Source organism: Herpetosiphon sp. (genome assembly GCF_003512625.1).
GTDB classification, from domain to species: Bacteria; Chloroflexota; Chloroflexia; order Chloroflexales; family Herpetosiphonaceae; genus Herpetosiphon; species Herpetosiphon aurantiacus.
In genome coordinates this window covers 46,565-70,816 of the sequence record NZ_DOPT01000089.1, presented here as the reverse complement: position 1 = coordinate 70,816, position 24,252 = coordinate 46,565, and the positions used below count along the sequence as shown (strand labels likewise).

General features: G+C 50.9%; 23 protein-coding genes. 9 read left to right on the top strand and 14 right to left on the bottom strand.

All coding sequences use genetic code 11. From position 1 onward, the window contains the following. Window positions 1–34 precede the first annotated feature (34 nt). On the top strand, window positions 35–1,363 hold the full coding sequence (locus tag DEF47_RS19160) for a dihydrolipoamide acetyltransferase family protein (RefSeq protein WP_012192158.1): 1,329 nt from the start codon (window positions 35–37) through the stop codon (window positions 1,361–1,363). Window positions 1,364–1,821: 458 nt separating this feature from the next. Here DEF47_RS19160 and DEF47_RS19155 read toward each other — a convergent pair whose 3' ends face one another. From DEF47_RS19155 to infC, 4 genes are all read right to left on the bottom strand, one after another. Further along, window positions 1,822–2,610 carry a TrmH family RNA methyltransferase gene (locus tag DEF47_RS19155; RefSeq protein WP_012192159.1) on the bottom strand — a complete coding sequence of 263 codons (789 nt, stop codon included), beginning with the start codon at window positions 2,608–2,610 and terminating at the stop codon, window positions 1,822–1,824. 16 nt (window positions 2,611–2,626) lie between these two features. Then, entirely contained in the window at window positions 2,627–2,983 is a 357-nt protein-coding gene (rplT, locus tag DEF47_RS19150; RefSeq protein ID WP_012192160.1) for a 50S ribosomal protein L20, read from the bottom strand. 114 nt (window positions 2,984–3,097) lie between these two features. Continuing rightward, window positions 3,098–3,301, bottom strand: coding sequence for a 50S ribosomal protein L35 (gene rpmI, locus DEF47_RS25215; protein WP_054535718.1), 204 nt, complete (start codon window positions 3,299–3,301; stop codon window positions 3,098–3,100). After that, entirely contained in the window at window positions 3,258–3,845 is a 588-nt protein-coding gene (gene infC, locus DEF47_RS19145) for a translation initiation factor IF-3 (protein ID WP_502697257.1), read from the bottom strand. The genes rpmI and infC overlap by 44 nt, the downstream gene beginning before the upstream one ends. Before the next feature lie 255 nt (window positions 3,846–4,100). Here infC and DEF47_RS19140 point away from each other — a divergent pair, with 255 nt between their 5' ends. Next, window positions 4,101–4,517, top strand: coding sequence for a RusA family crossover junction endodeoxyribonuclease (locus DEF47_RS19140; protein WP_012192162.1), 417 nt, complete (start codon window positions 4,101–4,103; stop codon window positions 4,515–4,517). Window positions 4,518–4,574: 57 nt separating this feature from the next. Here DEF47_RS19140 and tasC read toward each other — a convergent pair whose 3' ends face one another. From tasC to DEF47_RS19090, 10 genes are all read right to left on the bottom strand, one after another. After that, window positions 4,575–6,980 carry a sortase-dependent surface protein TasC gene (gene tasC / locus DEF47_RS19135; protein WP_287045302.1) on the bottom strand — a complete coding sequence of 802 codons (2,406 nt, stop codon included), beginning with the start codon at window positions 6,978–6,980 and terminating at the stop codon, window positions 4,575–4,577. A 30-nt stretch (window positions 6,981–7,010) separates the two neighbouring features. Continuing rightward, window positions 7,011–7,892 carry a dedicated sortase gene (srt, locus tag DEF47_RS19130; RefSeq protein WP_287045301.1) on the bottom strand — a complete coding sequence of 294 codons (882 nt, stop codon included), beginning with the start codon at window positions 7,890–7,892 and terminating at the stop codon, window positions 7,011–7,013. Between the two features lie 140 nt (window positions 7,893–8,032). Beyond that, a complete protein-coding gene (locus tag DEF47_RS19125) occupies window positions 8,033–11,086 on the bottom strand; it encodes a C25 family cysteine peptidase (protein ID WP_012192165.1) in 3,054 nt (1,017 codons plus the stop codon). Window positions 11,087–11,088: 2 nt separating this feature from the next. Next, a complete protein-coding gene (locus DEF47_RS19120; RefSeq protein ID WP_012192166.1) occupies window positions 11,089–11,529 on the bottom strand; it encodes a S24/S26 family peptidase in 441 nt (146 codons plus the stop codon). Next, on the bottom strand, window positions 11,507–12,337 hold the full coding sequence (locus DEF47_RS19115) for a phosphoenolpyruvate carboxykinase (ATP) (protein ID WP_012192167.1): 831 nt from the start codon (window positions 12,335–12,337) through the stop codon (window positions 11,507–11,509). The genes DEF47_RS19120 and DEF47_RS19115 overlap by 23 nt, the downstream gene beginning before the upstream one ends. Before the next feature lie 14 nt (window positions 12,338–12,351). After that, window positions 12,352–12,522 (bottom strand): hypothetical protein, encoded by a 171-nt coding sequence (locus tag DEF47_RS19110; protein WP_287045300.1) that lies wholly within the window; start codon window positions 12,520–12,522, stop codon window positions 12,352–12,354. A gap of 22 nt (window positions 12,523–12,544) precedes the next feature. Further along, window positions 12,545–13,660 carry a radical SAM protein gene (locus DEF47_RS19105; RefSeq protein ID WP_012192168.1) on the bottom strand — a complete coding sequence of 372 codons (1,116 nt, stop codon included), beginning with the start codon at window positions 13,658–13,660 and terminating at the stop codon, window positions 12,545–12,547. A 2-nt stretch (window positions 13,661–13,662) separates the two neighbouring features. Continuing rightward, complete coding sequence (locus DEF47_RS19100) at window positions 13,663–13,959, bottom strand: PqqD family protein (RefSeq protein ID WP_012192169.1); 297 nt, start codon at window positions 13,957–13,959, stop codon at window positions 13,663–13,665. Between the two features lie 107 nt (window positions 13,960–14,066). After that, on the bottom strand, window positions 14,067–14,726 hold the full coding sequence (locus DEF47_RS19095; protein ID WP_012192170.1) for a response regulator: 660 nt from the start codon (window positions 14,724–14,726) through the stop codon (window positions 14,067–14,069). A gap of 106 nt (window positions 14,727–14,832) precedes the next feature. After that, the gene (locus DEF47_RS19090) at window positions 14,833–16,434 is read right to left on the bottom strand and encodes an ATP-binding protein (protein WP_012192171.1); all 1,602 of its coding nucleotides are present in this window, start codon (window positions 16,432–16,434) and stop codon (window positions 14,833–14,835) included. Between the two features lie 200 nt (window positions 16,435–16,634). Between DEF47_RS19090 and DEF47_RS19085 the strand changes: the two genes are divergently transcribed. The 7 genes from DEF47_RS19085 to DEF47_RS19055 form a co-directional block, all read left to right on the top strand. Then, window positions 16,635–17,372 (top strand): RNA polymerase sigma factor, encoded by a 738-nt coding sequence (locus DEF47_RS19085; protein WP_287045299.1) that lies wholly within the window; start codon window positions 16,635–16,637, stop codon window positions 17,370–17,372. Beyond that, window positions 17,372–18,160: an anti-sigma factor domain-containing protein gene (locus tag DEF47_RS19080; protein ID WP_041304935.1), complete on the top strand. Its 789-nt coding sequence runs from the start codon at window positions 17,372–17,374 to the stop codon at window positions 18,158–18,160. The genes DEF47_RS19085 and DEF47_RS19080 overlap by 1 nt, the downstream gene beginning before the upstream one ends. Before the next feature lie 120 nt (window positions 18,161–18,280). After that, complete coding sequence (locus DEF47_RS19075; protein ID WP_012192174.1) at window positions 18,281–21,241, top strand: S8 family serine peptidase; 2,961 nt, start codon at window positions 18,281–18,283, stop codon at window positions 21,239–21,241. A gap of 71 nt (window positions 21,242–21,312) precedes the next feature. Next, the gene (locus DEF47_RS19070) at window positions 21,313–21,723 is read left to right on the top strand and encodes a phage holin family protein (protein WP_012192175.1); all 411 of its coding nucleotides are present in this window, start codon (window positions 21,313–21,315) and stop codon (window positions 21,721–21,723) included. A 53-nt stretch (window positions 21,724–21,776) separates the two neighbouring features. Next, entirely contained in the window at window positions 21,777–22,571 is a 795-nt protein-coding gene (locus DEF47_RS19065; RefSeq protein WP_012192176.1) for an RDD family protein, read from the top strand. Window positions 22,572–22,651: 80 nt separating this feature from the next. Continuing rightward, window positions 22,652–23,293, top strand: coding sequence for a putative DNA-mimic protein (locus DEF47_RS19060; protein WP_012192177.1), 642 nt, complete (start codon window positions 22,652–22,654; stop codon window positions 23,291–23,293). Window positions 23,294–23,439: 146 nt separating this feature from the next. After that, on the top strand, window positions 23,440–24,252 hold an 813-nt coding region (locus DEF47_RS19055), incomplete at its 3' end, for a GAF domain-containing protein (RefSeq protein WP_287045298.1).

The following is a 24,252-nucleotide window of genomic DNA, read 5'->3' as shown; positions in this document are numbered from 1 at the left end:
GCTTGTTGCCAAACCACCAACACACGAGGTCACGATGGCGAAGAAACTAGAAATGCCCAAAATGGGCTACGATATGGTCGAAGGTACTTTGGCCAAATGGTTGAAAAAGCCAGGCGATGAGGTTTCGCGTGGTGAACCAATTGCTGAAGTCGAAACCGATAAGGTCACGATTGAAATCGAGGCTTTTGAGGCTGGGACAATCTTAAAGTTCTTGGTCAACGAAGGCGAAACCGTGCCAGTTGGTGCGCCAATCGCCGAAATTGACGATGGCTCAGGCGATGACGAGGCCGAAGCAGCCAATGCCAGCGTTACGCCTTCCAGCGATGCTCCAGCAGTTGGCGAGGGTGGCGAGGCCGCTCCGCCGGCTCCTGCCGTGGTCGCTCAACCAGAAAAAGTTGAGGCTACACCAGCAGCCAGTGCTCCGGCAACCAGCACTGGGCGCTTGTTTGCAACTCCAGCTGCTCGCGGTTTGGCCGAACAACGCGGCGTAGATTTGGCTGGCCTCAAGGGTTCTGGCCCTGATGGCCGAATTGTTAAGGCCGATGTATTGGCTGCTGCCGTTGCACCAAAGGCTGCACCTGCTGCTACCCCAGCCGCTGCGCCAGCTGCTGCACAAGCGGCTCCAGTTGCATCACCAGTGCCAGCACCAGTTGGCTTGATCTTCGCGCCACCAGCACCAAATTCGGTCTACACCGAGGAGCCACTCTCGCGCTTACGCCAAACCGCTGCCAAGCGCATGGTCGAAAGCCAACAACAAGTGCCACCATTCTTCGTTACTTCAACGATTGAAATGGATGCGATTCAAGCCTTGTTGCCTAAGTTGCGTGAAGCTCATGGTGGCAAACTTTCAGTGACTGAATTGTTGCTGAAGGCTTGTGCTATCGCCTTGAAGAAGTTCCCCGCACTCAACTCGACCTTCGCTGGCGATAAGTTGTTGGTTCACAAAGATGTTCACATCAGCGTGGCTGTAGCAACCGATGCTGGCTTGTTGGCTCCAGTCGTGCGCAACTGCGATAGCTTGAGCCTCGGCGCAATCTCCAACCAAATGCGCGATGTGATTGGCCGCACCCGCGATGGCAAAGCTGGCCTCGACGATCTCCAAGGCGGCACGTTTACCGTCAGCAACTTGGGGATGTTCGATGTCACCAACTTCATCGCGATTATCACGCCACCCCAAAGCGCAATTTTGGCAGTTGGCAGCACAATTGCCACTCCAGTTGTCCGCGATGGTGAAATTGTGATTCGTCAATTGATGAATGTCACGGTTTCAGCTGACCACCGCGCCACTGATGGAGCAAGCGTTGCCCAGTTCTTGGTTGAACTCAAGAACTTGCTGCAAAACCCATTCAAGCTCTTGCTCTAAATGTTTGAGCATAGATGAATCCCAGCTCCTTGCTTGCTTCGGCGGGCGAGGAGCTTTTTTTAATTATGAGGGATGAAGGCGAAATCAAAAGGCAGAAGTCAAACAACAAAAGCCAATAGCCGTAATTGTTTATGAGGGTGGCAACCGCTGCCTTTCTCCCGCATGCGAGGCGATAGGGAACCATCCCATTATGAACGGTTGAACGCCCCTCGCCCGCCGCTGTGGGAGAGGGGTTGGGGTGAGGGCATGCTAGAACTGGTTGTTAACCCAATGACCCATTACAAACAGCCAATAGCCAAATAATCAAATAAATCTGTGCTCGTCTGTGGCTAAACCCTGTACTTGGGGTACTTTGGAGAATAATTTTTTAACGCAGCGGCGCAGAGAATTTTGGATGAAGTCTATAACCCTTGCTCTACTGCATTAATTGAGCTTTTTGCCTTTTGATTTCTGACTTTTTACTTTACTCGGCGTTGGCGGGCGGCCTCGAATAATAACACACTGCCGGCAACCGCAGCATTCAACGATTCGAGCGAGCCAAGCATGGGGATGGTGATGGTGCTGGAATAGCTGAGGGTGGTGGCCGAAACGCCGTTAGCTTCATTGCCGATAATCAACACAGTTGGTTGGGTCAAATCAGCCTGATCATAGGATAAGGGTGAATCTTGCACCGCCGCGAAGCGTTGTTGGCAATGCTCAATCAGCGGCAAGGCAGTTTCCCAATTTAAGCCATCGACGATGGGTAGCCGAAAATGCACGCCCATACCTGAGCGCACAACTTTGGGACTCCACACATCGGCAGTGCCTGGTAAACACAACACTTGGCCAACGCCAGCGGCTTCGGCTGAGCGCAACAGCGTGCCAACATTGCCAGGATCTTGCACGCCATCGAGCATCAAGATTAATGAGGCTGATTGGCTGGTGAATTGAGGCATTGGGATAACCGCGATGATGCCTTGAGGGGTCTCAACATCGCTGAGTCCAGCCAAGATTGCTGGGGTTGTTGCAAAAGCATTGGGCAATTGAGCAATGAGATCGAGCAACTGCTGGCCGCGTTCGGTGCTTGCCAACTGCTCAGGCACATAGAGCAACAAACTTGGTGTGGCAAAATTGAGCGCTTCGCCAACCAAGCGCACCCCTTCAACAACAAACCTGCGTTCGCTATGACGATCCTTACGGGAACGCAACAACGAACGCAGGTATTTAACGTGATGATTAGCAGTGCTGGTAATGAGGTCGATCAACACAGCACCATGCCTTGAACTAGGCCAAAGCTTGCTTAGCTTGAGCGACAATTGCCGTGAAAGCGGCAGCATCGCGGACAGCCAAGTCGGCCAATTGGCGGCGATCGATCACGATGCCAGCCTTGTTCAAGCCATTGATCAAATTGCTATAGCTCAAACCATTCAAGCGAGCAGCAGCGTTGATCCGCACGATCCACAAGCGGCGGAAATCGCGTTTGCGGTTGCGGCGGTCGCGATATGCGTAGGCAAGCGCCTTCATCACTGCTTCGTGAGCGGTTTTATAGTTGTGAGAACGGCTGCCGCGGAAACCCTTGGCTTGATTCAAAAGCTTCTTGTGACGCTTGTGCGTCATAATGCCACGTTTGATACGTGCCATCGAGATACCTCCAAATTGAGTACAGACAAAATGCTGGCGAGACGGTACAGGAGCATTGCAAAGCTTGTAACCCTGATCCCGCTACTAACCAGCATCAATTTTCCGACGGGCGAACTACTTCAGGCCGTAAGGCAATGAGCGTTGCAGACGCTTCACGTCTGATGGGCTCACTGGGAACATCTTATCGAGAGCCTGCTTGACACGGGTTGATTTGCGGCGGCGGAAGTGGCTTTTGCCACCCTTGGTGCGCATAATCTTACCGGTGCCAGTGATTTTAAAGCGGCGCTTGGCCTGCTTGTTGGTCTTCATCTTCGGCATCGAAATCAATATCTCCTAATGATGATAATGGTGGAGCCGGTTTATCGCTACGTTTCGCAGGCTGCGTTTTGCTTGGTGATGGGGCCATGATCAACGAATAGGCCCGACCTTCGAGCGTGGGTTTTTGCTCAAGCACCCCATGATCGCGTAAATCCTCGGCAATTTGCTCGAGCATTTCGCGGCCAATTTCAGGGTGAGTGATTTCACGCCCACGGAAACGTACCGAGAACTTCACTTTATGCCCTTCTTCGAGGAAACGGCGAGCATTGTTCACCTTTACCTGCAAGTCATGGGTGTCGGTGCGCGGCTGCATGCGAATCTCTTTCAGTTCGACCTGTTTTTGATTCTTGCGGGCTTCGCGTTCTTTCTTGGTTTGCTCGTAGCGGTACTTGCCGTAATCCATAAGGCGGCAAACCGGCGGGCTAGCATTCGGGGCAACCTCAACTAAGTCGAGATCGCGGTCATGTGCCATGTCGAGTGCATCACGGGTCGTGATGATCCCAACTTGGTTCCCGTTTTCGTCGATCAGACGCACTTCACGCACGCGAATCCGATTATTGATTCGTAGCTTGTCTCTGATAGGAGGCTCCTTCCAAAAAAGGACATCAAAACACAACAAAGCCCTAAACGCGACCTCATCAGCGTTAGGGTGTTGGCTTGCCAACTATAGCATATTCTAGGCGATAAGTCAAAGCTTTTTAGGCTATTCGATTAAATTTTTAATCAAATAACACAAATGTTTGGCAAGCATGTGCTATACTAAGCTTGTGTTTGCATTTGATGTTGTTTGGAGGGGCATGTGGTTGTTCAATTTAGTTTGCCATTACCACCATCAATCAACAGCCAATATGTGACGGTTGGTAATCGCCGTGTGCTCAGCCGCGAAGCCCAAGCTTTCAAACGTCAAGTCAAACGCCAACTAGCGCTTTTACAACAACGCGATACGATCTCGGAGCAATTTCTGGCGCTAGCTCATCAAGGTTATATTGCGCTATTCCTCGATTTCTATTTTGAAACGCCGCTGCGCCGCGATCTCGATGGCGGCCTCAAAATAACCCAAGATAGTATTTGCACCAGCCTTGGAATTAACGATAATCGGGTTGTCGATATTCATCTGGTCAAACGGATTGACCCGTTACATCCACGCTTAGAAGTTGAATTGGAAGCGCTCAGCGATTGGCAATTTGAACATGATCGCCAAGTATTGATTAAATAAGCTAAAACCAAAACCCCGCTCACGTGAGCGGGGTTTTGGTTTGGTTGAAATTGTCGTTTAGATCCGCGTCATTTCGCGGCGAACCCGTATAACGTGAACGAACATCGTCAGGGCGAAGAGCACAAAGCCTGCTGCTGGAATACCCATATTCGTAGCTGGGTTGCTAACCCCAACATCGGTTGCGCCAGTGCCATCGCCACTACCTTGGCCGCCGCCAATGCCAGTATTTGGCGTGACGGTTGCTGGGTTGGCAGTTGCAGCACCGCCGCCGACATTGCCCTTAGGAACTGCTGTGGCGCTGACTGCAGGAGCTTCGCCGACCACCAAAACACTCGAAATATTCGAATAGATTGGCTGGGCCAAGCCAGTGAAATTCAACTGAGCTTGGTTGACGATCCGCGTTTGAGCAGCCACACCATCTTTGATCTTGACTGGAATCATGATTGTCAAGGTTTGGCCTGCTGGCAAGACCCCGACCCGCACGGTAATTTGGTTGCCTTGTTGTTCAACCCGTGCATTTTGGTCGCTGACCTTGATTGGGCCATTGGTTTCCAAGTTGCTTGGCAATTGATCAACCACCACGACATCACGCATCGTACCAGCATTCAACGAATTAGTTGGGCTGATAATCGTGATTGTGTAAATCAAACTTTCGCCTGCAAAGCGGCTGCCCCAATCGCTCTTCTTTTGGAACTGCAAGCCAGTCACGATTGGATCGGTGACGAAGCCAGCTGGATTGGTTGGCGTTGCTGTAGCTGGCGCGGGTGCATTGGTTGGTTGGCTGCCAGCTGGTGCATTGGTAGCCGAAGGCACTGGTGCGCCTGGCCGTGGCGTTGCACTTGGATTTGAACCACCGCCTGGGCGCTGAGTTGCCGAAGGCACTGGCACACCTGGGCGTGGCGTTGCGCTTGGGTTGCTTGGTGGAACAACCGTGGCAACAGGCACATTGGTTGCTGGCACTGGCGTAATATCAGGCCGTGGTGTGTTGCTTGGCTGATTTGGCCGTGGCGTATTGCTCGGCTGGTTTGGCCGTGGCGTATTGCTCGGCTGATTTGGCCGTGGCGTATTGCTCGGCTGGTTTGGCCGTGGCGTATTGCTTGGACCAGTCGTAACAGGTATGCTGGTTGAGCCACCAGGTGTGTTGGTTGCACCAATTGGTGTGACTGGTGTGCTGGTAGGTGGAGTATTGGTTACACCAATTGGCGTAATCGGAGTATTGGTCACAATTGGCGTAATTGGTGTATTGGTCACAACAATTGGCGTGAAGCTTGGGCCAGCTGTGCCAAGCGTGCTGGTTGGTAAGGTATCAGGCACAATCACGGTATCGCTTGCTTGCAACGTGCGATTGGCCGCCGTGGCACTAACGATATTAACGATATTCGTGCCCAATGCCACGCTGGCATTAACTTGGACTTGAATCGTGACCACAATTGGGTTACCTGCACTGACCGTCCCATTACAGTTGACGGTTGTGCCACCAACGCAGGTCGCTGTGCCAAGTTGTTGAACTGCAATAAAGGTTACCTGGCTTGGTAATGGGTCGCTAATGCTGACTGAGCGCGAAGTTTGCCCATCGCCATTATCTTGGAAACTTACCGTGATGATATAACTAAATGTTTCGCCAGGCTGCACGAGCGCCCGCGAACTACTCTTGCCCACCGCGATTGGCTCATCGGCTGGCAAGGTGGTTTCGGTTGCCGTGGCAATATCAGTTGGTAGGGTTGGAACTGGCGTACAACTTGCAACCAAACAATCAATGGTTGGCGTTGCTGGGGTCAGTGTAACCGGACCAGTGATTGTGCCCGTTGGTGTTTCATCAGGTGGAATGGTATCGGTTGGTGGAATGACAATCGTTGGTGGTGTTGCACATGGATCAGGCGTTTGGGCTAAAGGCCGATGCAAACGCGTGCTTCCACTCATCCCACCACGGGGTATCGTTGGGCTTACAACACTGGTTTCAGTTGGTGTGATGATCGTCGTAGCCGTTGGTGCGCTCGGCGTGTCTGTCACACTTGGGGTGTCGGTGACGCTCGGCGTATCGGTCACAGCTGGTGTATTGGTTGACGTAATAATTGTCGTTGGCGTATCCGTGACACTTGGCGTATCGGTCGGTGTGCCAGGTGTGCCAGGTGTAGGATAGGTTGTGGCGGTTTCGGTTGGTGTTTCGGTTGGCTCAAACGTTGGACACGGCGTGACAAGCGGTGTTTCGGTTGGCACCGGATAGGTCTGGGTGGCGGTTGGTGGTAACGGCGTAACCGGTGTTGCTGCTGACGTTGGCCGAATCGTGGCTTGCGCCTGAGCATTAAATGGAAAAATAGCACTGCTAATCGCAGCTAACAAAGGGGTTGCCATCATAACGATGCTAACAACCAGCGCTGTTAACTCCCAGATTGTCCAGCGAACTTTGCCTTTACCTCGTTCGCGGAGGGATGTCGGGCGTTGCCGACGAAAAAAAGATTTCATGCGAAACCCCTCGATCTATTGCCTCCGCAATTAAGAGGAGAGCGCTGCCTGATCAATCAGCCGAGCCTTAACTACCAACCGCTGGGTGTCCCAAGCGGTACATGTGATCATGGTGATAATTGCTTGCTCGGTTGGATACATAACTTCGACTTGGTTTGGCCAAACTTGTTGAATTGTCTGGACTTGATAATGATAACGGGTATCGGCAGTTTCGACGTAGATATCTTGACCAATCTGAAGTTCATTCAGGCGGGCGAAAACACTACCGCGAATCCCTGCATGCCCCGCAAAAACGCTATTCCCTTTGCCTGGTAAGGCCGTGCCATGATGATAACCCACAGCATAATCGGCAACTTCCCAAATGCCATCGCGCAGAAAAACTTCACGCACCGGACTATCAAGCTCCATTGTTGGCACGATCATCCGTTTGGGAACAAAGCTCATGGGATCAGGCGTTGGGGTTGGCGATGCAGGTGGCAAGATAAACGCCTGAGCAGGCACAAGATAATCGGGTGCAGCCGCGCTGATGGCGGGTGCAATCACTGGTAATTGTTGGCCTAGCACTCGATCAAGTTCAGCGGCACTAGCTCCTGGTGCGAGTGCTTCCCAAGCCACTGCTGGAGCCGCCGGATTGTTACGAGCATACCACCAATCGCGTCCGTAGATGTTGACCACCCAATAACCAAAAAAGATGATTACCCCAACAATCAACAAACGTTCCGAGCGCACTAAAATAGCGTCAAGCACCCCACGGAAACGATAACCCTGAAGTGCAGTTTTCCGCTCTTCTTTGAGCGAACGGAGTTGGGCTGGCCGATGCAATGACGAACGCACTGGTGGTGGTGCTGCCAGCAATTCTTGAAGCAAGCCCAAATCGTCGTGTGTCGAATCGATGGTTGGCGGTTGTACCACTACAAACTCGTACTCTATATGCTTCAATCATCCCTAGAATGGCGCAAATTATATAGCTCTCTTTACAATTGTGCAATAGGACTAAAAGGCTACATATCGCATTAAAGCCTTATTTTGCCCGCTGGTTGTAAAGCAAATTCTTAATAATCTGCGATGGTCAATGGTAGGTAAAGCTGCGGCGCAATCGCGGTTACGCTAATCGTCACTGTCGCACTTAGGGTTTGATTCAAGCTCAAATTGCGCACCTGATAGTTAAATGAATCAAGCCCATTATAAACGGGATCAGGCGTGTAGCGAACGCTGCGTTGATCTGCATCGAGCCATACTTGGCCATGTTGTGGTTGTTCAAGGCTGATAATTTGGCTAAAATCGGCTTGATCATTCGCCAATGGAGTTAGCCGATTAGCCTGTGAATATTGCAAAACTTCGTAATAATCGGCCTGTGGTTGCCAAGCATTGTTGGTTGGTAAGGGCAAACGCAAGGCCGGATCACCAAAAAAGCTGAAGGTGTCGAGCAAATCGGGCGAGATATTGGCCGCTGCTAAATCAAGCTTGCCTTGAATTGTTGCTGGCCCAACCAAGCGCCAACCATCGTTGATAATCGAGTTTACAAACCCACGATTCAGGTAATCGTGGCCATGGGCGATGCCCAAACCACTAGCCGCCCACATACCAACTGCTCCATGCTCAGGCTGCAACACCAGCATTTCGGCCAACGATTCAAGGTCATTTTGTTGATAATGGCCAGCATAGCAACTCAACGAGAGCATCAACGGCAAGGCGCTATTGCTTAAACTTGCCACCGATTGCTGGTTGAAAATCGTCGGATCAGCCCAAACATCGATGCCCGCATGGCCAACATAATTGACCAAAAATTGACCATTATTGATCTGATTAACGATTTCTGCCCGAAAATTCGTCAGATTGGTATTCGCTGTGTAGTACAACTGCTGATCATCAACCGTTGGCGGTAAAATTTCCACCACCTCATTTGAAAGCCACGGAAAATCGCCCGATACATCTGGATCATCGGCGATAAACAACAGCTTGTTCAGCCAATCGGCGTTGCTGGGCGTGGCTTCGTAACTTAATATTTTCGCAACTACATGTTCAACATCGCTCAGCGAACGCGCTGGAATGCGCCCCAAGAACAAATCGGGCAAAGTATCGTTGCCAGCAACCGTTACATAGCGATTGTCGGCGGCTGTTTCGCGCAACCACGGGTCAACATCGGCCAAATAGGGTGGAATAAAATTGGTCACGGGTTGTCCAATAATATCAGCATAATCGTGCGGATCTGCCGTGCCATCGCCAACTAACACCACAAAACTAGGCGCTGGTGCTTGCCAATTATGATAGGCATACTTGATAAAATCAGCGATCGCCTGTTGATCAACCCGCCCATCGCCAAATTGATCGTAAATCTGCTGCACATCAATTAATAATGGCTTGAGGCCTTGGCTGGCGCGTTGGGTAATCAATGGTTGCAGTGCATCGCTCCAGCTCGAGGAGTTGGCTGGGTTATAGCTAATCAGCAAATAATCGGCTTGCTGGCTGGTGCTGCTCAAATCGGGCTGACTAAACCAAACGCTGCTCAACGGTGTTTGGCGTTGGCTCTGCACAAGGTAGCGGCGATTGCCACTGGTTTGCCAGCTTAATTGGCCTTGCTGCAAATTCCAGCCAATCAAGCGGCGCGGAGCCAAGGGCGTTTGCACATCGAATAGCAACGGATTTTCGCTGATGATATTGCTAATGCTTTGGTTGGCTTGGCTGCTTGACCATTGTAATTGGCCCGCAACTGCCTGCGCTTGACGCTGGTAATCTAGCTCAACCCAATCGAGAAAACTGGTTTCGCGCTCGGTACTCATTGGGGTAATTGTGAGTTGGTTGGTTGCGCTAAGCCAGCCACTTGGCAGGTTAATCGTTGACTCAAGCAGTTGAAAGCCGGTTATTGTGACGGTTGTGAGCAAACGATTGTTCAGGCGAATTTCGGCTTGATGCCGATTGCCAAGCTTGCCGCCATGCAAGCGCAACCGCAAGCGGGCTGGCTGATCGAAGCGAGTTGCATTATCCAAATTCCAATTAATTTGCAAGGGCTGAGCGCTTTGGCCGGAGCCTGGGCTATACCAATATTGCCACCACCAACGATTTGTGCCGCTGGCCGGAAAGGCGCTCAGATAGAGTTTTTGTTCTTCCAAGCGCAAGGTCTCGCTATAGTAGCTCAGGCTTGGGTTGGCCGAATTGACTGATTCGCTAACCAACACATTGCCTGGTTGCTGTCCATTCCAGCGCACAATCACGCTCCCTTGCAGGCTTTGATCACGATTGTAGGGCGGTAGATAAAAAATCATGCCCGTGGCAGTCAGCAACCGTGGCAGTTGATTGCGCCCTTGCCATAGTTGTAAATTAGCCGATTGATTGAGCCATTGGCTTGGCACGCCCGCCGCCTGCAAATCGCTCCAACGAATTTCGCTGATGCCTGGGTTGGCAAAACTCACTCGCACTCCATTGGTTACTGGCGTGGTTGTGGCAAAGGCTGGGCGTAATGCTGGATTTTGTAGATCGCTGGGATTGAGCACTTGCTGACGTAGCAGTTCGTTCCAAAATGGATCAGCTCGCAAGCTGGGTTGCTCGGTACTTGCCACAAATTCTAGCGCTATGTCGATTGAGCTTGGTACAACTATTTGCTGTTTGCTTGGTTGCCATTGCGCCCCGAAAATAGTTAATGGCACAAGTTGTTGCTCCCGCACTTGGACGCTCTGACCAAGGTTGGCCCATGTGGTTGGATATTGGGCTTGTTTGACGGCTACACTTGGTGCGCTTAGCGCTATGGCCTTGCTTGGCGCGAGTGGATCAACCTGCCAACCACTGCTAGGAGTGAGGCTAAGTTGTTGCTGATAGTGTTGTAGTTGTTGAGGATTAACCGATTTTAGTCTGAGTTGGTAGCCTGCTGGCACAACTAACCAGTGGCTTGAACGCGGCAAGGCCGGCTGATCAGGTGTGGCATCATTTTGCCAGCCTGCAATGTTGATGCTATTGGGTTGCAGGGTTGGTTTGGGTAATTGCACGTTGATATGCAGTTGCTGATCGTGGCGTTGTAGCGTGAGTGTCGCCGTGGTAATTTGGGCAATCACGGGCTGTCGAATCAACATCAGCGACACAACCAAACAGCCAATTAACCAACGTTGTAGCATACTTACCTCAAATGATGAATTAACCAACGCCGTGCATGGCGCAACCATGCCAAACTCCATTGATACCAACGCCACCCGTTATTCATGCTCAATGATTTTTCGGCAGCCTGCCAGGTTACTGCTTGAGCCACAATTGCCGAGCGTTCGATCCAGCCATCGAAATAGGGACAGGCATCGCCAGCAATCAAATAGTGTGCTTGTTTACGCCAAAGCAAGCGATGAATGACCACCCGTTGACCAACTTTGGCCAAAACCACGCTGCCGAGTGGGATACGATTGGGCAAGCCTGCAATTGTTACTAACGTTTGGTCGGGCAAGATGGGATGCATGCTGCGGCCCGCGACTTGAAGCTGTAATTGCCCACCAGCCTGCGCTACGATCTGCGCCAAATCATAGGCCTCGGCGGCACTCAGCACTCGTTCAGCCAAGCTGTTGGCGCACATAGCTAATTACCTCAGAATCGGGCACAAACGCCAAGTGCCATTGGTCCAGCTTGCTGGTAGCATAATCGGCAACTTGCAAGGCCTGATCAAGCGCGATTGGATTCCACAAGGGCAGAAATTGCTCTGGCAACCAATGGCGCAAGGCCTGACCACTGCTCAAACTGATCGCTTGGTTGGCTGGACCATGGCTGAGATAGCAAATCGTCCGAACTGGGGCAGCTTGGGCTGCGATCAAGCCAGCGCTGCTATACCAAGGTGTGCCATAAGCCCAAAGTTGCTCATTTTGCCAGCGCACAATCACTCGATCGTCGCTCAAAATGCAGGCTCCAGCACTATGCCATAAACGAGCTGAAGTCGATTTGCCCACACCTGGAGGACCAACCAAGAGCAAACCTTGTTCGCCATCGATCAAGCCGCAAGCATGCAATAAGCCGCCTTGATTGGCGCTGAGCCATTCGATCAAAATCAGCTGCAAAGCGGGGTAATCGAACAGCACTTCGGCGGCACTAATGCTGGGATCATGGCTTAACAACCAGGTATCGCTGGCGGTTTGTTGCAACACCCATAATGGCTCAGCATGGGTTGGTGGGTGGCCAACGATGCTGCGAACATGCGCAGATTGCCAGAGCGCCCAAACTTGATCGGCCTGAAAAAGCCGCTGACCAAGCGGGTAGCGGTCAGCGGCAGCACAGCTAAGAATCGTCAGATCGGCGGTTGTGTTGGTGGTTTGAAATTGTTGATCGACCATTGCTGGCCACGTTGGCAGATCAAGCGCCAACCGACAACCGCCAATTGTAAGCATAACCATGGTGAAAATAACGCTTAGGTAAAACAGGGGGTAATTTTACAATTTGCGCCCGATGTAGCACTGCTGGTCGTGCGACAAACCGCCAACACATCTTCTTTGATCCGCAAGCCAACCGTTTCGATCGTTGGTTTGACATAGGCTTTGTGTGGCTTGCGCTCGGGCTGGCTTGATGATTGTTGTGCCATGAGACATCCTCCCGGTATGAGGTTAGCGAACCTCTAGACAAATTGCATTATTGATCCAACGGTCGGCATTTTCGGCAAAAGCAGAAACTCGCGCCTTCGTACTATCACACACCCATTCAATGGGGCGATTTTCCAACGTGTTACGTTCTAAGGCCGACCAACCTGGACAATTGGTACAGACCAAAGACATTTCGCAGGAGTGGCAGGCAGTGGCTTCGGTATTGCGGGTTTCGCGCACATCGGCCAAGTAGCCATCCCAGACTTCCATAAAATTGGTTGCTCGCCAATCGACAGCGCGGGTACGGGTAATCATACACGGGCTGACCATCCCATAGGCATCGACATGGCCTGATTTATTGGCAGCGCCACAGGTGAAGGTTTTTTCGCCACCCTTCATTTGGTAGCCCAAAAACCCGTTGCAGTAATCTTGCCATTCTTCAACCCGCTGTGGATCGAGTTTTTCAATTTCGATCAGCTCTTCGGGGCTAAGCCGCAAGGTGGTGGGAAAACGATCGCCATTCAAGCGTGGGTGAATCATGCCATCGTAGCGGAAATCCCAGCCATAGTGCTCGGCAACGGCCTTCATTGCCAAAAATTCGTGCGAGTTGATGTTGAGCAAGACGGTTTTGAGCACCACATCAATCTCATATTCGGCCAACAGCGCCAAACCTTGCATACACTTGGCAAACGAGCCAGGCACGCGGGTTACGGTTTCGTAGGTTTCGGCGGTGGCTCCATACAAGGTTACTTCGACCAAATGGGGCTTGTATTGGCTCAAAAATTCGGCGCGTTGGCGCGTGATCATGGTGGCGTTGCTATAGATCGAAATCACAAAGCCAAGATTACGAGCGTAGAGATACAGCTCTTCAAAATCGCGCCGCACCATAATTTCGCCGCCAGTCAGCAGCAACCAAAGCGTGCCAGCTGCTGCCATTTCGTCGAAAAGCCGTTTGCATTCGTCGGTCGAAAGCTCACGTTGGCGGGCAGCTTGGTGATTAACTGGTAAGTTGATATAGCAATGCTGACAATTTAAATTGCAGCGCTCGGTTAACTCGAACGACATCGAGACCGGCACGCGACCTAAAGCTGCTAATCGAACATTGAACGCCGCATCGTTGGTTTCAGCACATAATTCCATGCTTAGGCAACCTCCTGAATAACAGCGGCCTCAAGCATCGATTCCAACAACGGAATCAGATCGGCTTGGGCGGCCCGAGGCTCAACATCGTATTCAGCACACACGAGGTCGATCAATTCGGCTAGACTTTGGGGTGTAGCCAAAGCTTGCCAAACCAGCGCGGCAGTCTCGTTAAGGGCAAAAATAGCATTGAGGGCAGCGGTGTTTGGTCGCACAGGCACCAACACCGTTTCACTCCCAATGCTACGGGTAACAATCGCCGGATCACGGACAAATCGTTGTGGAGCGTGCTCATTCATAAGTGTGTACTCAAACCACAAGGGTCAATTGCAATGATTTTCATCTTAGCATGAACTGATCTCCACGTCCAAGCCCTGTTTTATCCCTCGATTGTGGGAATTTTAGCTTAGATTTGGGGTGGTGCGAGGCGAGCTTGCACCGCGAACAAGCGTAATTCAGCTTTATTGCCTAAACCTAATTTGCTATAAATATTGCGCAAGTGGGTTTTAATTGTTTCTTCGCTCAGAATTAATTGCTGAGCAATATCGCTGTTGCGCCGCCCTTCGGCTGCCAAGAAAAAGACTTGGCGTTCGCGTTCGGTCAAGGCATTCAGGGCATCGTTGGTTTTGGTCGAGACGGTTGGCTGTGGGCCTTCCAATAGTTGGCGCACAACTTTTTGAGCAATTGGGCCAGCCAAAACTGTTTCACCTTGAGCAACTGCACTGATGTGGCTGATCAAGCGTGAGGGATCTTCGGTTTTGAGCACATAGCCAGCAGCCCCAGCGGCCAGCGATTGGCGAATCACATCGTTGGTGTCGTTGGCGGTCAACATCAACACGCGAGTGCGTGGCGACGCTTCCACAATGGAGCGACAAACTTCATAGCCAGGCATATCGGGCAAGCTCACATCGAGCAAGGCCACATCAACAAATTGATCTTTAGCAACTACGGCAGCGTCGCGCCCATGCCCAAGCACGCCAACAACTTCCATCTCATCGTGGGTTTCGAGCAGGGCACGTACCCCTTCCCGAAACACCGGATGATCATCAACAATCAGGATCCGCATGGGGTACTCCTTCTTCAGAACAGATGCGAAAACGGTCAAAAAATGGACAATGCATATCCACTCTAGGGGTGAGAGTTTACGAACAAAATTACGATTAATTGAGTAATCATGCGGTGTGAGTGTGTTGTTCTAAGGGCAACCAACAGGTGAATTGCGAACCTTGACCAACGGTGCTGGCTACCGAAATTGTGCCTCCCATCAAGGCCAACAACTCACGCACAATGGCTAAACCTAAACCGCTACCACTCTCGGTTGGGTTACTACCGCGATAAAAACGTTCAAATAAGCGTTGCTGATGTTCAGGTGCGATGCCTGGCCCAGTGTCGGCTACGGTGATAAGCGTGCCAGCCTGCCCCGCTTGGGTTTGGCGATCAACCGATAGCGTGACTGTGCCGCCAGTTGGTGTGAATTTTAGGGCATTGCTTAGCAAGTTCACGACCACCCGCATAAATTGATCGGGGGCTAACCAAAGCTTGGGCAAATTGCTGGTACATTCTTGAAAAATCAAGCGTTGTTCCCGCGCTTCGGCCAGCGGGCGATAGGTTTGGGCTAAGTTGCGCAACAATTCAATAATATCAACCCATTCAGGACTACTATGCATCAAGCCGCTATCCAAGCGGGTCAGGGTCAACAAATCTTCAACGATTGCTTCCAAGCGGCCTGCTTCGCTCGCAATAGTTTCGAGATATTGAGGTAACTTGGTTTTAGCTTTGACTTGCTGGGCCAACCGGGCATACAACTTAATATTGGCCAAAGGCGTGCGCAATTCATGCGAAGCATTGGCGACAAACTGAGTTTTGAGCCGATCATACTCCTTCAGCCGCGTAATATCGTGGAGCACGATCGTCCACCAATCTTCTTGTTCACTGAAAATGGGGATGTAGGCAATGTGGATGGCCAGATCGGTGGTGGGATTCTGCTCAAGCACAATCTCGGCACGCACACTATCACCAGTTTGTTGGGCCTCTTTGAATAAGCCCAAAACTTGCTGCGAAAGCTCGTTCAGGTGTTCGGGCACGGGTGGAGTGACCGCAAAAAAGGCTAAGGCTTGGGGATTAACAAAGTGAATCCGACCATCGCCATCAACCAAAATCAAGCCTTCTTCCATAGCGGTGAAAGCTCCCTCGAACTTGCGCCGCTCATCATTAATATCAGCGATCAGCTGGGCATTTTCAATCGCCATGGCTGCATGCTGGGCAATCACATTCAGCAGCGCCTCATCATCCATGGTAAAAAAACCAATTTCAGGATGCACCAAGGTCAGCACGCCGCGCACTCGTCGCCCACGCAAAAGCGGCACACACAGCACTGAGCGTACATCCAACGTATCACTGGGATAATCGATCCAACGTTCATCGAGATTGGTATCGGCGATTAAGGCACTTTGGCGATGCTTGAGCACCCAACTTGCCAAGCCTTCGCGTAAAATACGATTAGTAAAAGGAGTCAAGCGAGCTTGTTGAAAACGCTCAGAAAGCAAATGCATTTGAACTTCATCGTACTCGCCATAGAGGAAAATGCTACCACGCACAGCATTGGTAAAGCGGGTTGTGGCTGAGAGCACATGCTGCAAAACATTGGGTAAACTTAACATCGTCGCAAACTGTTGAGCGAGGCTATAGAGCAACTGCAACCGTTCATACTCGGTTCGCAAACGCTGATATGAATCTTCGGGGCTTGTCACCTGACCAGGTTCATTCGCGGCCATTGGATACTCCACAGATATGCGTATTGTTTGGGAATTATAACACCGAGTTTCAAGCCACAAGGGGAGCGGTACAATCGCCCCATGCAATGCTTAATCTGTATGATACAATGATTCATCATGAAACCAAATGTTGCTGAGTACCAATTCCAGATTTTCGTGTTTAATGCTGCGCGTACTCATCACCCAAAGTTGAGGCACTAATGGTGTTTGCACGACCAAAATTTGATTTAGGCGACGTTAAAGCCATCTCAAGCCCTTCATGGTTTGCCCAAATTGTTCAACAGGTTCAGCTATGGTGGGCTGCTTCAACCATCCGTTCGGATGCTTCGGACGTAGTACCAATTAACGATAATCAGCGCCCAATGCCTGGTGATCCGCCAGGTGATAATGTGTTAATTCGGCGGATTGCCCAGGGCGATGAGCAGGCGCTATCGCAACTTTACGATCGGTATGCTGCAACAGTGATGGGGATTGCCTTGAAAATCGTGCGTCAACGCGAGATTGCCGAGGAAATTACCCAAGAGGCTTTTTGGCGAGTATGGCAACGGGCAAGCACATTTGATAATAGCCGTGGTAATTGTGCCCCTTGGCTTTTTGGCATTGCTCGCAACTTGAGCATCGACGAACTGCGCCGTCGTGCGGCTCGCCCTCAAGCTGCCTATGAAGACCCTGAAAGACCATTGCTTGAGGCGATTGCCGATGAAGCCAATGTGGAAGAAGTTGTCTGGTTGGGTGAACAACGCTCAGTTGTGCGCTCAGCAATGCAGGCGCTTTCTGCCGAACAACGTGAAGCGTTGGAACTAGCCTATTTTAGTGGGCTGACTCAACGTGAAATTGCCGATAAATTAGGCAATCCCTTGGGCACGATCAAAACGCGTGTGCGGCTTGGTCTCTTGAAACTGCGTGATCTTTTGGGTACACAACAGTGGAACGAATGATGGATGCACAATTAGAAGAACTCTTGATTGGTTATGCACTTGGCATTTTGAGTCTCGATGAGCAACAATCGGTCGAAATTCAAATCGCCAATAATCCACTGCTGCGCACGAAAATTCAGCAGTTGCAACGGACTGTCCATCAATTGGCTTTGGCGGCCCCACGGGTTCAACCAGCGCCAATTGTTAAGCAGCAGTTGTTGGCTCGTGCTCGTGCTAGCAAGCAGACTAGTCCGATAACCCGTCCTACGACTCGTCGCCTCTCGTTGGCGTGGGCTGCGGCTTTGGCCTTGCTCATTGCCTTGGGTGGTTGGAATATTGGCTTGCGTAATGAGAATAATCAATTGCGCACCAATGTGGCTGGGCTTGAACGCGAAGTTGCCAGCGAACGGTTGCGGCGCGTGCAGGCCGACGAGCAAATTGCCAAGGCCGAGCAGGCGGTTGCCTTTGTGGTAGCGCAAACCACCACGTCGCGCCAATTGGCAGCTACTGAGCAATCGCCCAAAGCGGTTGGCACAATGTATATGCAGCCTGGCAATCAGACGGCAGTTTTGGTGGTTGATGGCCTAGCGCCCCTGCCTGAAGGCCAAGTTTACCAATTTTGGCTAGCCCGAGCTGGTCAAGAGCCAATTCCAAGCGATCAGTTTTCCGTGAATGCGGCTGGTCATGCTCAATTAGTGATCACCGCTGATAGTCAAGTCAACGATTTTCAACAGGTGATGGTGACGATTGAGGCGGCTGGTGGTTCGCAAACCGCGCCTGGTACGACCGTGTTAGCTGGTAACCTCTAAATTGGGCAGCCACACTCAGTTTGGGTGTGGTTGCCGCCCTCGAAATAGGCCAATTGGAATATAGCCCTGCATCTTTATTCATGGTTTAATCAGTTTATGCTGTAGCTGTGAGGTGGTGCTATGTGGCGCGTTTTAACAATCGGCCTGCTCGTTTTTGGCCTTTTACCCTCGGTTAGTGCCCGAACAACCCTGCCCATTCAGTTTGTTATGCCAATTGCCAGCGTAACCAATCGCGGCCTAAGCTTCGATAATCGTGGCTTGCCTCAACGCACGCTTCAGTTGTACGAGGCTTGGCCTGCAACCCAAGCCAAACGCCAGCCTGATCCGTTGTTGCGGGTGGCTGTGCCAAGCTTTCCCCAAAAAATTGACCCAAATTTACAAAACTATTGGCATGATGCTCCGAGCCAGCCGCAAACGCTGCTGGTATTTTTGGCCGAGCAAGCCGATTTGAGCTTGGCCAGCACCTTTGATGATTGGGCTGCACGTGGTGATTACGTCTACAAAACCCTGACTGACCATGCCCAACATAGCCAAACCCCTTTGCTAAACGCATTACGGGCGCAAGGCCACAACCCACAATCGTTGTGGATTGTCAATAGTTTGATTGTTGAGGGTGATCAGCAGTTGGCCTTGGATCTGGCGCAACATCCAGCGGTTGCTAGCATTGGGGCTAACCATGTTTTTAATCTCCCAAGCGTAGCGACGACTCTTGTAACTGAGCCTGAGAATGTGGCGTGGGGGGTGGCGGCGGTTGATGCGCCCCATGTTTGGTCTGATTGGGGCGTGCGTGGTCAGGGGATTGTGGTTGCCAATATTGATACTGGCGTTACCGTAAGCCATACAGCTTTGCTGAATAATTATCGTGGTTGGTCAGCCAATGGCTTGAGCAATGATTACAACTGGTTTGATCCGCTGTATCAGTATCGTTTGCCAACCGATCCGGCGGGCCATGGTACGCACACGATGGGCAGTTTGGTGGGAGCGAATGACCAGCAGGGCATGGCCTTGGGTGTTGCACCAGCCGCTCGTTGGATTGCCGCCCGCGCGTGTGGGGCGTTGACCTGCGATGACTTGAGTTTGATCAGAAGTGCCCAATGGATGCTTGCCCCAACCCGGGTTGGCTGCGAACGCAATCAGCAAATTGCTTGCGATCCGCGGCCCGATTTACGTCCACACATCATCAATAATTCGTGGGGTGGGCCAGGCGAAAGCACGTGGTACAGCGGGTATATTACTGCGTGGGATGCAGCAGGCATTTTGAGTGTGTTTGCGGCGGGCAATTTTGGGCGCTCTGGCTGCTATACGAGCACTGCACCTGGTAATAATGCCAATGTGTTCAGTGTTGGTGCTGTCGATATTAATAATCTGATCGCCGATTTTTCTTCGCGTGGGCCAACCAGCGATGGTCGTACCAACCCCGATTTGAGTGCGCCAGGTGTGCGTGTTCCTTCAGCTTGGCCGAATGGATCGACAGCCTTGCTCGATGGCACATCGATGGCGGCTCCTCATGTGAGCGGTATTGCTGCGCTAATTTGGTCGGCGAACCCGCAGTATATTGGCGATTTAGCTGCAACCCAAGCCTTGTTGACGAACACAAGCGAAGCGCGTTACTCGGCCCAATGTGGCGATGCGCCAACAGCACGGCCCAATAATGTGTATGGTTGGGGCAGTGCCGATGCCTATGCAGCGGTACGTCAGGCACGAGTTGATGTGGCTTGGCTGAGTTTGCCTGAGCAGTTGCTTGTTCCAGCGAATACCCTCGTGACGATTCCGATCACTTTGGATACCCGCCAAGTCAGCGCAGCGGGGAGCTATCGGGCGAATGTTTTGGTGGTCGCTAGTTCAGGTACAAACACCTTTGAATTAGAACTGATCGTCGAGGCCGCAGCCAATACTAGCCAATTTACCGGCCAATTAGTTGATCGGTGGCATGGACGTGGGGTGTATGGGCGGGTCAGCATTGGTGGCGGGCCTTCTAGTTATACCGATCCAACCGGCCATTACACCATGACCCTGACAACCAGCAGCCATGAGATCTCGACCCAAGCTACTGGCTATCATCCAGCGGCTACGATGGTTGATTTAAATCTCCAGCAGACCAATGTGCTGACATTAACGCCTGATATTCCGCATATGCTGGCTGAAATTCCGCCGATCAGTGCTAGCTTGGCTTTTGCTGAACAACGCACATTTGCGGTAACCTTGACCAATGCGGGCACTCAGCCGCTAGTCGTTTCGCCGCATGTGCCAAATCAGGAATGGCAGATTACCCCAGTCCCGAGAACCGCCCTATACGATACAACTGGCTTGGCCGAATTAAAGCTCGATGATGACCAAGTGTATACCGATGCCTTGGATTTGGGCTTTAGTGCGCCATTGTTTGGCACTTTGGCAAACAAGGTTTATCTGAGTTCAAATGGCTGGGTTTCATTGAATCAAACGCGGAGTGCTGCCCCTAGCGCTAACTGCTTTCCGGCCAACAATTTGCCCAATGCCACGCTTGCCCCCTTCTGGACTGATCTTGATCCTTCAGAGGGTGGCATTATCCGTGCTGGAAGGGTTGATGCTGATACGTTTGTGGCGAGTTATGAACAGGTTCCAATCTGGCAAGAAGAACATCTTCCCACGGCTGCCCCAACCTACACCTTCCAATTAATTATTGAGCGTAGTGGGCAGGTTGAGTATCGTTATGGGGCGATGGGCTACTTTCCAGGCCGCTGGGGAGTTGGCACGCATACCAATAGTAGTGTTGGGCAGGCTTTGGGTTGCCATCAAAGCCATGAATATTTGGCGGCCCACAATTGGCAATTGCTCAATCAGCCAAGTAGTCAGCAATGGTTGAGTGCTACGCCAAGTAGCCTGACGATCGCGCCCAATCAACAAGCCACCGTGTTGGTTCAGCTTAAGGGCTTTGGGGCAATCAGTTGGTTGCAACATCCTGCGGTCAGCATTGTGCAGATCAACAGCAACGATCCGCGCCAGCCGCAACGTGAAATAACCGCGAGCGTAGGGTTGCAACTAGCGCCTTATCAAACCTATGCCAATACGATTGTGATTAGTAATCCATTAGCAAACCCTTGATATGGCTGATGCCGCATGCGATAATTGGCTGAGCTGTATAGTAATTGGTTTGGCATAGGAAGGTTCATGGTATGAGTCTGATTATTCGTTGGCTGATTAATGCGATTGCAATTGCTGTGACGGTTTATTTAGTGCCTGGGATCAGTGGTGGGGTTAGCTCAATTGATCAGCCACTGAGCATTGATCTTAAAACCTTATTGGCTGTTAGTTTGATTTTTGGCTTGATCAACGCCTTGGTTCGGCCAATTCTGAAACTTTTGTCATGTCCACTCGTATTTTTGACGCTCGGTTTGTTTATCTTTGTAATCAATGCGGCGATGCTGATGCTCACATCGGCAATCTCGCAAGATTTAGGTCTACAATTTTATGTAGAAGATTTTGGCACAGCATTGCTTGGGTCGATTGTTATTTCGTTGATTAGTATTGTATTGACCGCTGTTGTCAGCGATGGTGACGATCAACGCGAACGCCGTCGTCGTTAGAGAAGATGTAGTTGAAGTAAGTAGTCCTTGATTGTGTTGAAAGGAACGCCCTTATGAGTAATCCATACCAACCACAAGACCCTAACAATCCTTACGGCCAACAACCTCAGCAGCCACAACAGCCGTATGGCCAACAACCTCAGCAACCCTATGGTCAACAACCACAACAGCCGTATGGTCAGCAACCCTATGGTCAACAACCACAACAGCCGTATGGTCAGCAACCCTATGGTCAACAGCCTTACGGCCAACAACCATTTGTCCAAGGTGGCTATGCAGTGCCTAGTGCTGCCGGAATGTATGCCAGTTGGGGTATTCGTTTTGGCGCATATTTCTTGGATGTTTTGATCTTACTTATCCCAAGCGTTATAATAAATCTCATTACAGGGATTGGTGTCACTGCAAACTTTAATCTCACCGGAAGCACCAGTTCAGCATCAAGCCTTGGCATGTATATTATTGGTTCGCTTTTGAATCTCATTATTAATATTGGCTACTTTGCCTATTTCCATGGTACAACTGGACAAACTATCGGTAAAAAAATCGTGAAAATTCGGGTTATTCGGCGCACCAATCAACCAATGGATTTTGTGGTGGCAGTGAAGCGTTTGGCGATTACCATTGCATCCACAGTTATAAATTTGGTGATTGGGATGATCAGCTTTAATAGTATCGATGATATTGCTGCTGGCAATCTTAGCGCTGCAACAGCATCATTTGGCTTTTTGGGGATTATTAGTTTTGTAATTGGGATTGCCACCCTTTTGGATTATCTGTGGCCATTGTGGGATGGGCAGAAGCAAGCCTTGCATGATAAAATTGCTGACACCTTGGTTGTTCGGGCATAATCCGACAACGAGCATGGTATAATGGACACGCTCCTAAGTTGCACTTAGGGGCGTGTTTGCACATACAAGGAGATTCTCTCATGTCCGATGGCATGCCAACTCATGAGCTAGATTTAGTAGTAGGCTCGATGATCACCGTCAGCCCAGAAGATGATCGAGCGATGTTTGAAGAAGAAAAAGCTTGGGTTGAAGATGTTCAAGACCTGTTGCGCGAAGAAGGCGTTGAGGTTGATCTGCTTTCAATGCCTGGAGCAGAAGTTTACAACGGCGGCATTGCGACATTTGCCGATCTCTACAACTTGCGTCGCTTAGCTGCTCATTCAGAAAAAGGCAGCGATTTGGATAATTTGCCAGCTAACCTCGAAGATGATGAAGTTGACCCAGTGTTGGCAAATATTTGGGAAGGCGAAAGCCAAACCAAATATCCACACTTGATCAACCATCAAGGCGAAGGTGGCTACTATTTGCCAGTCGATTTCGCTGAGCCAATTTGGTTGAGCTACGAAGGCGAAGAAGCTGACGAAGAAGAATGGGAAGAAGGCAGCGAAGATGTGGTCTCATTTGGCTCATCGGTTGCTTTGTCGCGCGAATTGACTGAACTCGAAGGCCATGTGCGCAATTTGCGTGGAGCCGAAGGCCAAGCTGCTCACCAAGCCTTGCACGAATTACGTGCGGCTGCCCAACATAGTATTGAAAACAATTTACCCTTGATTTTGTGGTAATTAGCGCCTAAATCGCTTGGCTCCACGCTGGTTGATGTACTGGCGTGGAGCTAAGTTTGTTGGTAAAACTCCTTGCGTTTGGGGCATGCTCTACAGTATAATTTTCCTCAGAGAAGCCTGAAATCTACGATTTGAGCACAATACATATGGCTGACGTTGCAACTACCCAAAATCACGCACGTCCAATCAGCGGTTTTCAGTTGTTGGCAATTGCCGAGGCAATCAACAACGCAGCAAATCTTAGTTCTTTGGTAGCTACAGTGGCCGAGTTATGTGCTACTGGTTTTGGGGTCGAAGTCGTTAAGTTGGGGCTGCTTGATAACGAACACCATAGCGGTTCGTCCACGCCATATCTCTATGGCAACCCCAGCAAAGCCACCCAAAAATTGCTCGATCAAGCGATTGCCCAAACCATCGAACAAAAAACTGCCCTGTTGCCAAGCAATGACGAGAGTGCCCAAGCCCAATTGTTGGTGTTGCCGTTATTGGCCAGCCAGCAATTAATTGGCTTTTTGGCCTTGCTCTTGCCCAAAAAAGGCCGTTGGTCGGCTGAAGCAATCGAGGCTGCTCAGTTGTTGGCGCATAATTTGGCTCTAGCGATTTCAGCGGTTCAGCTTAAAGACTATACCGCTAAACGTAATCAAGAAATTAATACGCTCAACGATATCGCCGCCACAATCACTTCATCGCTTGATCCACGCCAAGTCTATCGCTTGGTGGTCAAGAAGATCAACGAATATTTTCAGGTTGAGGCTGGTTCACTGCTACTGCTCGATCCCGTGACCAACGAATTGGTCTTTGTGATGACGCTTGAGGCGGGCGAAGAAAAATTGGCGGGCGTGCGGGTTCCACCTGGCCAAGGTTTGGTTGGGGCAGCAATTACCACCCGCCAGCCAGTCGTCGTGCTCGATGCCCAAAACGACCCACGTTTCTATCGGCGGGTTAGCGAGGATGTTGGA